The 12,410-nt window shown below is 66.6% G+C and carries 12 protein-coding genes and 1 pseudogene; 3 read left to right on the top strand and 10 right to left on the bottom strand.

Features of this window, described 5'->3' with window-relative positions; genetic code table 11:
* Nucleotides 1–142: 142 nt before the first annotated feature.
* Genes A9974_RS20055 through cyoA form a run of 5 tightly spaced genes read right to left on the bottom strand, consistent with a single transcriptional unit; the run spans nt 143 to nt 5,083 of the window.
* The gene (locus A9974_RS20055; protein WP_183005931.1) at nt 143–949 is read right to left on the bottom strand and encodes an SURF1 family protein; all 807 of its coding nucleotides are present in this window, start codon (nt 947–949) and stop codon (nt 143–145) included.
* Between the two features lie 4 nt (nt 950–953).
* Nucleotides 954–1,346, bottom strand: coding sequence for a cytochrome o ubiquinol oxidase subunit IV (cyoD, locus tag A9974_RS20050; RefSeq protein ID WP_183005930.1), 393 nt, complete (start codon nt 1,344–1,346; stop codon nt 954–956).
* Nucleotides 1,343–1,984 carry a cytochrome o ubiquinol oxidase subunit III gene (gene cyoC / locus A9974_RS20045; protein ID WP_183005929.1) on the bottom strand — a complete coding sequence of 214 codons (642 nt, stop codon included), beginning with the start codon at nt 1,982–1,984 and terminating at the stop codon, nt 1,343–1,345. The genes cyoD and cyoC overlap by 4 nt, the downstream gene beginning before the upstream one ends.
* Nucleotides 1,977–3,980, bottom strand: coding sequence for a cytochrome o ubiquinol oxidase subunit I (gene cyoB, locus A9974_RS20040; protein WP_183005928.1), 2,004 nt, complete (start codon nt 3,978–3,980; stop codon nt 1,977–1,979). Before cyoB ends, cyoC begins: the two co-directional genes overlap by 8 nt.
* A gap of 59 nt (nt 3,981–4,039) precedes the next feature.
* Nucleotides 4,040–5,083, bottom strand: a complete 1,044-nt coding sequence (gene cyoA / locus A9974_RS20035; RefSeq protein WP_183005927.1) for a ubiquinol oxidase subunit II — start codon at nt 5,081–5,083, stop codon at nt 4,040–4,042.
* A 224-nt stretch (nt 5,084–5,307) separates the two neighbouring features.
* Here cyoA and A9974_RS20030 point away from each other — a divergent pair, with 224 nt between their 5' ends.
* Both A9974_RS20030 and A9974_RS20025 read left to right on the top strand, forming a co-directional pair.
* Entirely contained in the window at nt 5,308–6,642 is a 1,335-nt protein-coding gene (locus tag A9974_RS20030; protein WP_183005926.1) for an MFS transporter, read from the top strand.
* Nucleotides 6,635–7,030 (top strand): hypothetical protein, encoded by a 396-nt coding sequence (locus A9974_RS20025; protein ID WP_183005925.1) that lies wholly within the window; start codon nt 6,635–6,637, stop codon nt 7,028–7,030. Before A9974_RS20030 ends, A9974_RS20025 begins: the two co-directional genes overlap by 8 nt.
* A gap of 24 nt (nt 7,031–7,054) precedes the next feature.
* On the opposite strand, the gene A9974_RS20020 is transcribed toward A9974_RS20025, so the two are convergent.
* Together A9974_RS20020 and A9974_RS20015 are read right to left on the bottom strand one after the other, a co-directional pair.
* Complete coding sequence (locus A9974_RS20020) at nt 7,055–8,083, bottom strand: amino acid ABC transporter substrate-binding protein (RefSeq protein WP_183005924.1); 1,029 nt, start codon at nt 8,081–8,083, stop codon at nt 7,055–7,057.
* Between the two features lie 45 nt (nt 8,084–8,128).
* Entirely contained in the window at nt 8,129–9,457 is a 1,329-nt protein-coding gene (locus tag A9974_RS20015) for an aspartate aminotransferase family protein (RefSeq protein WP_183005923.1), read from the bottom strand.
* Between the two features lie 143 nt (nt 9,458–9,600).
* On the opposite strand from A9974_RS20015, the gene A9974_RS20010 reads away from it, so the two are divergent.
* Nucleotides 9,601–10,500 carry a LysR family transcriptional regulator gene (locus tag A9974_RS20010; RefSeq protein ID WP_183005922.1) on the top strand — a complete coding sequence of 300 codons (900 nt, stop codon included), beginning with the start codon at nt 9,601–9,603 and terminating at the stop codon, nt 10,498–10,500.
* Here the strand turns inward: A9974_RS20010 and A9974_RS20005 are convergent.
* The 3 genes and pseudogenes from A9974_RS20005 to A9974_RS19995 all read right to left on the bottom strand — a co-directional run.
* The gene (locus A9974_RS20005) at nt 10,488–11,531 is read right to left on the bottom strand and encodes a histone deacetylase family protein (protein ID WP_183005921.1); all 1,044 of its coding nucleotides are present in this window, start codon (nt 11,529–11,531) and stop codon (nt 10,488–10,490) included. The genes A9974_RS20010 and A9974_RS20005 overlap by 13 nt on opposite strands.
* Nucleotides 11,532–11,563: 32 nt before the next feature.
* On the bottom strand, nt 11,564–12,097 hold the full coding sequence (locus tag A9974_RS20000; protein ID WP_370539661.1) for a YdcF family protein: 534 nt from the start codon (nt 12,095–12,097) through the stop codon (nt 11,564–11,566).
* 67 nt (nt 12,098–12,164) lie between these two features.
* Nucleotides 12,165–12,410 (bottom strand): annotated as a pseudogene (locus tag A9974_RS19995) (hypothetical protein); the annotation flags it as partial.

Below are 12,410 nucleotides of genomic sequence, written 5' to 3'. Positions count from 1 at the left end.
TTGCGCCCAGCGGTGTTCCCAGCCCCTAGTGTAGACCAGTCTGGTCTATTTTCCGGCAATTCGGTCGAATTTCTGGCTATTTACGGCAATTATCAGGCGGGTCTTGGCGATGAACAGACAGCGGCGGGCCGCCGCCATCCGCTCATCCGCGACGGCCGCGCAGCCGCCGTTCTTCCCGCACGACAATGGCCGCGCCGACGATGATCATGGCGGCCAGGGCGTACCAGGTAATGGCATAGACCAAGTGGTTGTTGGGGAAGGTCAGCACGGTCAGGCCCCCCACTGGGGCCTTGGCCGGATCGCGGCCGGCGCCGGGGGCGGCGTCCGCGTCGATGAAGTACGGCGCCACGTCCGTCAGGCCGCGCGCGGCCGCGATGGCCGGCAGGTCGCGGGAATACCAGAGGTTGGTGGCCGGATCGTTGTTGCGCAGGAACCCGCTGCCGGGTTCGCCCATGCGCAACAGGCCGCTGACCCGGACCGGCGCGGCCTCGGCCTGCGCCTGGATCTGGGCCTGGCCGGCGGTCTGGCGCTTGCGCCATTCCGGCAGCACGAAGCCGCGGTTGACCAGCACCGTGCCGCCGCCATCGGCCAGCTGCAGCGGGGTCATGACCCAGTAGCCGCTACCCAGTTCGGTGGCGGCCTGCACCAGCGTCTGCTTGTCATATTGGTAGGCGCCGGTGGCCGACACGCGGCGGTATTCGGCGTTGTCCGAATTCAGTCCGGCCCAGTCGGCGCGCGCGGGCGCCGGTGTGGCGGGGGCGTGGGCCCGCTGGTCCACCTGCGCGATCAAGCCTTGTTTCCAGGCCAGGCGATGCACCTGCCAGGTGCCCAGGGCGCACAGGCCCGCGAACAGCGCAACCGCAATCACCCCGAGTATCGTCAGGGTGGTTGCGCTGCGGGGACTGCGGGGGGTGTCGCCGGATAGAGAAGAGTCTTTTATTGCCGCCATTACGTCAGGGCATATTCCGCATGTCGTGGATGGACATGGGCATCATGTTGGAGTTCAAGTGATACATGATCCAGATGGATCCGCTGAGCGTGATTACGACCAGCACCAGCGTGAATATTAACGCCAACATGTTCCAGCCGCTTTCGGACTTGGCGTCCATGTGCAGGAAATAGATGATGTGCACCACGATCTGGACCGCCGCGAACGCCAGGATGATGAGCGCGGTCGTGCGCGAACTGTCGAACACGCGGCCCATCACCAGCCAGAACGGAATCGCGGTCAGGATGGCCGCCAGCACGAAGCCGGTGACGTAGCTTTTCAGGGTGCCGTGGGCGGCGCCGTCGTCGTCATGGTGGTCGTGGCCGCCGTGGCCAGCGTGGTCGGCATGGGCGGTCATGGCAGCACTCCCATCAGGTAGACAAAGGTGAACACGCCGACCCAGATCAGGTCCAGGAAGTGCCAGAACATCGACAGGCACATCAGCCGGCGGCGGTTTTCGGGGATCAGGCCGTGCTTCCTGACCTGCGCCATCATGGTCACCAGCCAGACGATGCCGAACGTGACGTGCAGGCCGTGCGTGCCCACCAGCGTGAAGAACGCCGACAGGAAGGCGCTGCGCTGGGGCCCGGCGCCCAGGTGGATCAGGTGCGCGAATTCGTACATTTCCAGTGACAGGAAGCCCAGCCCCAGGATGCCGGTGACCGCCAGCCAGCCTTGCGTGGCGCCCACCCGGTCACGGCGCATTTCAAGCATGGCGAAGCCGTAGGTGATGGACGACAGCAACAGCAGCGACGTGTTCACCGCCACCAGCGGCAGGTCGAACAGGTCGGCGCCCGACGGCCCGGCCGCATAGTTGCGCCCCAGCACGCCATAGGTGGCGAACAGGCAGGCGAAGATGAGGCAGTCGCTCATCAGGTAGACCCAGAAGCCCAGCAGGGTGCCGTTCTTCGGGTGGTGTTCGCCGGGCACGTAGAACACGGGCTCCGGGGGCGGCGTGGCGCCGCCGGGCAGGGTGGGGGCCAGGGTATCAGACATGTTTTGCCAACAATTGGGTGCGGGCGTCTTCCGTGCGCACAACCTCGTCGGCCGGCACGTAGTACTCGCGCTTGTAGTTGAAGGTATGGACGATGGACACGATGATCAGCGCCGCGAACGACAGCACCGCCAGCGGCCACATGTGCCAGATCAGCGCAAAGCCCATCACCACGCTGATGGCCGCCAGCACGATGCCCGCCCAGGTGTTTTTGGGCATGTGGATGGGGATGAACCCCGTCTGCGGCCGCTGGAACCCGTGCTGCTTCATCTGCCACCAGGCATCCTGGTCATGCACGCGCGGCGTGAAGGCGAAGTTGTAGGCGGGCGGCGGCGAGGACGTGGACCATTCCAGTGTGCGGCCGCCCCACGGATCGCCCGTGTCGTCGCGCAGCGATTCGCGGCGGCGGTAGCTGACCACCAGCTGGATCAGGAAGCAGGCGATGCCGATGGCGATCAGGAAAGCGCCGAACGCGGCCACCTGGAACCAGATCTGCAGCGACAGGTCTTCAAAGTGGTTCACGCGGCGGGTTACGCCCATCAGGCCCAGCACGTACAGCGGCATGAAGGCGAAGTAAAAGCCCACCAGCCAGAACCAGAACGAGCACTTGCCCCAGAATGGGTCGAGCTTGTAGCCGAAGGCCTTGGGGAACCAGTAGGTGATGCCGGCCATCAGCCCGAACAGTACGCCGCCGATGATGACGTTGTGGAAGTGGGCGATCAGGAACAGGCTGTTGTGCAGCACGAAGTCGGCCGGCGGCACCGCCAGCAGCACGCCGGTCATGCCGCCGATGACGAAGGTCACCATGAAGCCCATGGTCCAGAGCATGGGGACTTCGAAGCGGATGCGGCCGCGGTACATGGTGAACAGCCAGTTGAAGATCTTGGCCCCGGTCGGAATCGAGATGATCATGGTCGTGATCCCGAAGAACGAGTTCACGCTGGCTCCGGACCCCATGGTGAAGAAGTGGTGCAGCCACACCAGGTACGACAGCACCGTGATCACGACCGTGGCGTACACCATCGACGCGTAGCCGAACAGGCGCTTGCCGCAGAAGGTCGCCACGACTTCCGAGAAAATGCCGAAGGCCGGCAGGATCAGGATGTAGACCTCGGGGTGGCCCCAGATCCAGATCAGGTTCACGTACATCATGGCGTTGCCGCCGAAGTCGGCCGTGAAGAAATTGGTGCCCACGTAGCGGTCCATGGACAGCAGCGCCAGCACGGCGGTCAGCACCGGGAACGCCGCCACGATCAGCACGTTGGTGCACAGGGCGGTCCAGGTGAAGATCGGCATGCGCATCAGCGACATGCCGGGCGCGCGCATCTTGACGATGGTCACCAGCAGGTTCACCCCTGACAGCAAGGTGCCTACCCCCGCTATCTGCAACGCCCATATGTAATAGTCCACCCCCACGTCCGGACTCTGCGCGATGCCTGACAAGGGGGGATATGCCAGCCAGCCGGTACGCGCGAACTCGCCGACGAACAGCGACATCATCACCAGCACCACGCCGCCGGTGGTCATCCAGAAGCTGAAGTTGTTCAGGAACGGGAAAGCCACGTCGCGCGCGCCGATCTGCAGCGGCACCACGTAGTTCATCAGCCCGGTGACCAGCGGCATGGCCACGAAGAAGATCATGATGACGCCGTGCGCCGTGAAGATCTGGTCATAGTGGTGTGGCGGCAGGTAGCCGGCCGAATCGCCGAACGCCACCGCCTGCTGCAGCCGCATCATGATGGCGTCGGCAAAGCCGCGCAGCAGCATCACGATGCCCAGGATCATGTACATGATGCCGATCTTCTTGTGGTCGATGCTGGTGAACCACTCGTGCCACAGGTAGCCCCACTTCTTGTAGTAGGTAATGGCGCCCAGCACCACCACGCCGCCCACCGCCACCATCAGGAAGGTGATGAGCAGGATGGGTTCGTGGAAAGGAATGGCGTCCCAGGTCAGGCGACCGAAGATCAGCTTGGTGAGGTCTGGTTGATCAGTCATCTCGGTTCCAGGGTGAAGACCTTGATTTCATGCGGCCGGACCGGTGCGCCGGGCCGGCCTTACATCGTCAATTCGGCGGCCGACGTGCACATGGCGCCGACATACTTGCGCGGCGGCGTGTCGGTCAGGCCCAGGCGTTCGCGCGTGGCCGGGTCCAGGCTGGCGATGTTGCGCGCGCCGGGAATGCCCAGGCCGCCGCCAGCATCGATCGCCATGGCGTCCTTCATGCACATGCGGTTCGGCTCGACGCAGCGGTTGACGATGGCCTCGAACAAGCCGGGCGCCACGCTGGCGTAGCGCTGCACCGGGTTGCGTTCGCTGGGCTGTTCCAGCTTCAGGTAGGTGGCGCGGTCAAGCGCGGCGCCCGAGGCACGCGCGTCGGCGATCCACTTATCAAAGCCCTGCGCGTCCACGCCATGGAAGCGAAAGCGCATGCCCGAAAAGCCCGCGCCGCTGTAGTTGGCCGACAGGCCTTCGTAGTCGCCGGGGTGGTTGATCACCGCGTGCAGCGTGGTCTGCATGCCGGGCATGGCGTAGATCTGGCCGGCCAGCGCGGGCACGAAGAACGAATTCATGACCGTGGACGAGGTGATCTTGAACTGGATTGGGCGGTCGACGGGCGCGGCCATCTCATTGACCGTGGCGATGCCTTGTTCGGGGTAGAGGAACAGCCACTTCCAGTCCAGCGCCACCACTTCGACCACCAGGGGCTTGGTGCCGGGCGGCACTTCGCGCCCTTCGGACAGGCGCGCCAGCGGCCGGTAGGGGTCGAGCTGGTGGGTGCTGACCCAGGTCAGGGCGCCCAGCGCGATGATGATCAGGAGCGGCGCGGCCCAGATCAGCAGCTCCAGCATGGTGGAGTGGTTCCAGTCGGGGTCGTAGTGCGCCTCGCGGTTGCTGGCGCGGTAGCGCCATGCGAACAGGAAGGTCAGGAAGATCACCGGCACGATGATCAGCAGCATCAAGCCGGTGGAAACGATGATCAGGTTGCGCTGCTGCACCGCGACGTCGCCCGATGGCGACAGCAATACTGCATTGCATCCGGCGAGCAAGGGCAGGGCGGCAATCAGGAGCAATCCGCTAAGCCTAGGGAAAGACAACATGGCCATACCTCGAAACGTAACCGTGGGAGGTAAACGCAACACTACGCTGGAAGCCGCGAAAAATCTAGGGTAAAAAGAGCAAAAGTATGCGCGCCGGATGCGTGCGGGGCGGGGCCGGGCACTGTTGCGCTGCGGCCCGCAAAGCCTTTGCCGACGGGCATACCGGGTGTATTGCAAAAGCGTAGACAAGGCGTCTTTCAAACTTCCTTTCAGCGAGCAATCACATGGCGACCACCACGCAGTATCCCGGTCACGTTCCCCCCTTGCCGACGCCGGGTGCGACGGGCGGCGCGGCCAGCCACGCCAAGGTGGCGCCCGGCGAAATCGCCGTGGGGGTCGTCATCGGCCGCGCCTCCGAGTACTTCGATTTCTTCGTCTTCGGCATTGCTTGCGTGCTGGTTTTCCCGCGGGTGTTCTTCCCGTTCGAGGCCCAGCTGGAAGGCACGCTGTGGGCGTTCGTCATCTTTTCCTTTGCCTTCATCGCGCGGCCCATCGGCACTGCCTTGTCCATGGCCATCCAGCGGCGCTGGGGCCGCGGCACCAAGCTCACCATCGCCTTGTTCCTGCTCGGCACCGCCACGGTCGGCATGGCCTTCCTGCCGGGCTACAACGTCATCGGCGCGCACGCCATCGTGCTGCTGGCGGTGTTCCGTTGCCTGCAGGGCCTGGCCTTCGGCGGTTCCTGGGACGGCCTGCCGTCGCTGCTGGCGCTGAACGCGCCGCCCAACCGCCGCGGCTGGTACGCGATGCTGGGCCAGCTGGGCGCGCCTATCGGCTTCATGATCGCCAGCGCGCTGTTCCTGTTCCTGCACGTCACACTGACCGAAGCCGACTTCCTCGATTGGGGCTGGCGTTATCCGTTCTTCGTGGCCTTCGCCATCAACGTGGTGGCGCTATTCGCGCGGCTGCGCCTGGTGCTCACCGAGGAATACACCCAGCTGCTCGAAGAAGGCGAGCTCGAGCCCATCAGCACCACGCAAATGGTGCGCGAGCAGGGCTACAACCTGTTCCTGGGGGCATTCGCGGCGCTGGCCAGCTACGCGCTGTTCCACCTGGTGACCGTGTTTCCGCTGTCCTGGATCGCGGTCAGCGCCACGCAGCAGATTTCCGATGTGCTGATTGTGCAGATCGTCGGCGCGTTCGTGGGCATCCTGGGCACCATCGCTTCGGGCTGGATCGCCGACCGCATCGGCCGGCGCACCACACTGGGCGTGCTTGCGGGCCTGATCGGCGTGTTCGCGCTGTTCACGCCGTGGCTCCTGGGCGGCAGCCCCAAGGCGCAGGACGCCTTCATCCTGATCGGCTTCGCGTTGCTGGGCCTGTCGTACGGGCAGGCGTCCGGGACCGTCACGGCCAACTTCAGCAAGCGCTTCCGCTACACCGGTGCAGCCCTCACCACCGACATGGCCTGGCTGATCGGCGCGGCGTTCGCGCCGCTGGTGGCGCTGGGGCTGTCGGCGCGGTTCGGGCTGGTGGCGGTCAGCATCTACCTGCTGTCCGGCACGGCCTGCACGCTGCTGGCGCTGCGCATCAACAGGGCGCTGGAAACGCGTGACTGATCCGGGCATGACGGCATCGCGCGGCCAGGCGCCGCTTTCCTTTTTGCGGCTGGCGCGCGCCCTGGTGCTGGGCGCGGTGCTGGCCGCGATCGCCTTCTATCGTCCCCTGGATGCGCGAGTGTTGCCTGCCTGGTATGTCGGCGCGGGCGACGTGCTGTTCGTGATCGTGTGCATGCTGGCGGCGGCGCTGGGCCGCGGGCCAGGGTTTCGCGATATCTGGTCACGGGGATTCGTTTCGGCCTTCCTGCTCTACAGTCCGGCTTTGCTGCAAGGCGGCCGCACCGCTGTTGCCTGGATGCCGACGATGCTGGCGGTGCTGTTGCTGGCCTGGCCGTTGTTGTGGCTGTTCGAGGCGTTGTGGTGGCGGCGCGCGCCGAAGGGCACGTGATAGCGCGGCGCCCGCCCGTAATCGTCAGCGCACGGGCCAGCCGTACATCAGCCCGCCGTCGCGCCACTGCGCATTGAGCGCGCGCGGCAATTTCATGGCGCTGGCCATGCCCAGGCTGCGCTCATAGCTTTCGCCATAGTTGCCTACCTGCTTGATCACCGAATACGCCCATTTGTCGTCCACGCCCAGGTTGCGGCCCATGCCGGGCGTGACGCCCAGGATGCGCTGCACGTTGGGGTTGCCGCTGTTCAGCTGGCTGTCGACATTGGCCGAGGTCAGGCCGAATTCCTCGGCTTCCAGCATGGCGTAGAAGGTCCAGCGGACCACGTTGAGCCAGCTCTCGTCGCCTTGGCGGACCATGGGGCCCAGCGGGCTCTTGGCGATGTTCTCGTCCAGGATCACGTAGCTGTCCGGATGCTCCAGCGTGGTGCGCGAGGCGGCCAGCTGTGATTTGTCGGACGTGAAGGCGTCGCAGCGTCCCGACGAAAAGGCGCGCACGATCTCGTCGTACTTGTCGATCACCACGGGCTTGAAGCGCAGGCCGTTGGCGCGGAACCAGTCGGCCAGGTCCAGCTCGGTGACGGTGCCGGGTTGCACGCAGATGGTGGCGCCGTCCAGCTCCTTCAACTTCTTGACGCCCAGCTTGGACGAGACCATCACGCCCTGGCTGTCGTAGTAGTTCACGGCGACGCTGAGCAGGCCCAGGGTGGTGTCGCGGGCCATGGTCGGGGTGACGTTGCGGGTCAGCACGTCCACCTCGCCCGATTGCAGCGCCGTGAAGCGGGCCTGGGTGGTCAGCGGCGTCAACCGGAATTTGCTGGCGTCGTTGAAGACGGCAGCGGCAATAGCGCGGCACAGGTCCACGTCCAGGCCCTGCCAGTTTCCCTTGCTGTCGGGCGCCGAAAATCCCTGGATACCGGTGGAGACGCCGCATTGCACGTAGCCGCGCTTCTTGACGGTATCCAGGGTGGGGCCGGCGTGGGCCAGGCCGGTGATGGCGGCCAGCGCCAGGGCGCCGGCGATGGGTCGGAACGCCGTTTGGAATATCAGCATTGCATTCTCCGGCCGGGCCCGGCCCGGCGCCAAGGGGGATACCGCTCAGGCAGTCAGCGCGCGGGGTTTGGCGATCGCGTCCAGGCTTTCGGTCAGCGCCTGGTCCAGGATGGCGATGGCGCGGTCGATCTCGTCATTGCTCACGGTCAGGGGCGGCGCGATGCGCCAGACCGAGCCGCGTTCGGGCCGGCGGCGGATGTTCATCGACAGGCCCAGTTCAAAGCAGCGCTGCGTGGTCAGCGCGCCCAGCTCGTGGTAGGGCTCGCGGGTGCCGCGATCGCGCACCAGTTCCACGCCCAGCAGCAGGCCCAGGCCGCGTACGTCGCCGATGGCTTCGTGGCGTTGCTGCAGTTCCTGCAGGCCGCGGCGCAGATAGTCGCCCTGCTGGCGCGCGCGCTCGATCAGGCGTTCTCGCTGCAGGGTTTCCAGCACGGCCAGGCCGACCGTGGCGGGCAGCGGATCGGACACGTGGCTGGTGTAGAACGTGAAGCCCTTTTCGTGCACGTCCTGTTCGATGGCGGGGGTGGTGATGGTGGCCGCCAGCGGCAGGCCGCCGCCCAGCGTCTTGGACACGCTGATGATGTCGGGCGTGACGCCGAAATGCTCCGCGCCGGTGCGGCAGCCGATTCGGCCGAAGGCGGTCTGCGCTTCGTCGAAGATCAGCAGCATGCCGCGCGCGTCGGCAGCGCGGCGCAGCGCCTGCATATACGACTTGGGCGGCACCAGCACGCCGCCGGCGCTGATTACCGGTTCGACGATGATGGCCGCGGGGCGGCCGGCCGAGGCCATGTCGAACATTTTCAGGCCGATCTCCAGGCAGGCCAGCGCCGACTGCTCGGCGTCCAGCCCGGCGATGTAGGGACGGTAAGCATTGGGCTCGGGCATGACGAACACGCCGGCCGGGGGCACGCCATAGCCCTTGCGGTCGCTGGCGTACGACACCGAGCCGGCGCCGCTGGTGACGCCGTGCCACGAGCCGCCGATGGCCAGGATCTCGAAGCCGCTCTTGTGCATCTTGGCCATGCGCAGCGCGATCTCGTTGCTTTCCGATCCCGTGTTCACGAAGATCGACTTGGTCATGCCGGCCGGCATCCAGTCGCGCGCCACGGTCGCGGCCAGTTGCGCGACCGCTTCCGGAATCATGCCGCTGAAGAAGTGGAAGGCGGTTTCGCCCGCGCGGTGCACCGCCTCGACGATGGCGGGGTGATTGTGGCCGATGGTGGCGCACATCTGGCCCGAGGTGAAGTCCAGGATTTCGCGGCCCGTGTCATCGCGCACGATCGTGCCCTTGGCCGACTTGAACAGATTGGGAAAGGTGTCGCCGCCGTAGCGGATGAGGTATTCGCGGGCGGCGGCACGCAGGGTTTGATCCATGTTTACACTCCGGCGGTAGGCGGGTTCCAATGCGGAACCGACAGGCGCAGTGTCTGGCGGCGCGGCGCGGGCGTCCAATGCGAAGTACGCATGTGCCGTCATGCATGGCGCGCATGGGCCATGCGAATCGCGCAAGGAGCGGTATGGATACCCGGTGGCTGCAGGACTTCATCACCTTGTCGGAGCTGCGCAATTTCACGCGCGCGGCCGAGGCCCGCAATCTGTCGCAGGCTGCGTTCAGCCGCCGCATCCAGAGCCTGGAAAACTGGGCCGGCGCGCGCCTGATCGACCGCTCGGCCTTCCCGACCCAACTGACCGAGGCCGGCGAGCGCTTTCGCGTCGCGGCGATCGAACTGGTCAACCAGCTGGTCGAGGCGCGGGCGGGCATCGCCGCCGTGCCGGCGCGCAATCAGCTGCGCCTGGCGACCTCATATGCCCTGGCGACGACGCACCTGCCGGCGTGGTGGCGCGGCTGGAGCGCGGGGCTGCAGCTCAGTTGCAGCCTGCAGACCGGCAATGTGCACGACACCGTATCGGCCTTCACCTCGGGCACGGCCGACCTGCTGATCTGTTTTCACCAGCTGTCCCAGCCTTTGCCGCTGGATGCCGCCCGCTACGAAAGCCTGACCTTGGGCCATGAATTGATACGGCCCTATGCATCGCGCGCGCTGATCGCGCGTGACGGCCTGGATCTGCCCGGCACCACCGCCCGGCCGGTACCCTTGCTGATGTATTCGCCCAGCGTCTATTTCGCGCGGCTGATCGACGCCGCGATCGAAAGCGGGCCGGAGCCGCTGCATGGCGTGCGGCTGTTCGAGGCCGAGATGTCCGATGTGCTTGGCGACATGGCGGTGCAGGGCCTGGGCGTGGCCTGGCTGGCCGACAGTGCGTTGCAACGGTTGCCGGCGGCCGACTTGCAGCCGCTGGCCAACCGCGCCTGGGACATCGAAGTAGCGATCCTGGCGTTCAAGGACCGCAGCGACGCGCGCCCCGCCGTCGACGCCCTGTGGCAACGGATGCGCGCGGCGGCTCAGCCGGCGTAGCCTTCCAGCACGTTGGCCACGTTGATGCCGACCTCGGCGACCGCGTAGCCGCCTTCCATCGTGAACACGGTGGGCAGGCCCAGCTGTGCCAAGCGCGCGCCGACCTGGAAGTAGTCGGCGCTTTGCAGCGTGAACTTGGAGATCGGGTCGCCTGCGTAGGTGTCCACGCCCAGCGCGATGACGACCGCGTCCGCCTTGAAGCGGCGGACGGCGGCGATGCCTTGGTCCAGCGCTTGCGTCCAGGCGGCAAAATCGGTGCCGGCGGGCAGCGGCAGGTTCAGGTTGCAGCCGGCGCCCGCGCCCTGGCCGGATTCGTCGGCATAGCCCAGGAAGAAGGGGTATTCGGTGGTGGGGTCGCCATGCACCGACACCGTCAGCACGTCGCCGCGCTCGTAGAAAATGCTCTGCGTGCCGTTGCCATGGTGGTAGTCGATATCCAGCACGGCCACGCGCTCGGCGCCGGCCTCGCGCAGCGCCTGGGCGGCCAGCGCCGCGTTGTTCAGGAAACAATAGCCGCCAAAGAAATCCGCGCCGGCATGGTGGCCGGGTGGCCGCGTCAGCGCCATGGCGGCTTGCGGGCCGCCGGCGGCGGACACCGCACGCGCCGCGTCGATGGCGCAGGCGGCGCCGGCCGTGGCGGCCTCCCAGGTGCCGGCGGTCAGCGGGCTGCCGCTGTCGAAGGAAAACAGGCCGACCTGCGCGGCGAAATTGGTGGGCGAGATGTCGTGGCGAAAACCCCGCACCGGCCATACCGACGGCAGGATATCCAGGTCGGCATTGGCCGGATCCAGCGCGATCCAGTCGGCCCAGGCGCGTTGCAGGAAGTCCACGTAGCGCGAGCTGTGCACGCGCCGGATCAGGTCCATGTCGGCCGCGGACGGCGCTTGCAGCGCGCCGATGCCGCGCTGGCGCAGCGCATCCAGCACATATTCCAGCCGCGCCGGGGTTTCGTGACAGGGCACCAATTTGCCGCGGAACATTTCCTGGCGGCCATCGTGTTTGCCGTGGACAGTGTTGTGGAAGATATGCACGGGGTCGTCTGCGGGGTAGGGAAGATACGGAACTATAGCGGGCGGATGGCGTACCAGGCGATGGCCGGCAGCTCGCGGAAAATCGAATACAGGTCGCGGGCTTCGAAGAAGCGGGGCGACGCGCCGCCGACATCGCGCACGCCGTGACGCTTGAGCGCCAGCATCGTGCGCGGTACATGGAAATACTGCGTGATGGCCGTGGCGCTGGCATAGCCATGTTCGCGCAGGTAGGCGCTGGCATGGCGGGCGGTGGCCCAGCTGTCGTTGCCCTGGCTGTCCGCCACGACGCGGTCGGCGGGCACGCCGCGCGCCAGCAGGTAGTCGCGCATGACGGCGGCCTCGTCGTGGCCGGCCGGGTCCACGCCGCCGCTGACGAACAGGATGCGGCATTGCGAGGCCGCGTAGCAGTCGTAGGCGCGGTCCAGCCGGGCGGCCAAGCGCGGCGAGGGCTTGCCGTCGGGAGCGACGGTGTTGCCCAGCACCACCGCCACGTCGGCGGCGGGGGCCGCGGCATACAGGCCCGCGGCAGTCAGGACGCCTGCGCAGACCATAATCAGTGCGGCCACGGCGGCAGCGGCGCGCAGCAACCGCCTGGGCAAAGAGGCCTTCAAGGCTTGGGGCATCGGCAGGGAATCAGGAGGGGCGTTTCGGGAACGGGTAGTCGACTTCGATTTCGTTCGAGTAGACCGGCGCTTGCAGGCCCGGGTCGGTCAGCACGACGGCCAGGCGGTAGCGGCCCGGCGCCAGGTCGGGAAAGAACGGCACGTACTGGCCATTGCCGGCGCTGACCTGGTATTGCGGTGTGCCGTCTTCGCCTGCGCGCCACACCACCGGGTCGTCGGCCCAATCCGCCACGTGGCGCGGGCCCGCGGCGCGAGG

The sequence above is a fragment of the Achromobacter sp. UMC71 genome, from assembly GCF_014170305.1.
Taxonomy (GTDB): Bacteria; Pseudomonadota; Gammaproteobacteria; order Burkholderiales; family Burkholderiaceae_B; genus Achromobacter.
Note: the sequence above shows the minus strand (reverse complement) of the source record. Positions and strands in the feature narration are given on the sequence as shown.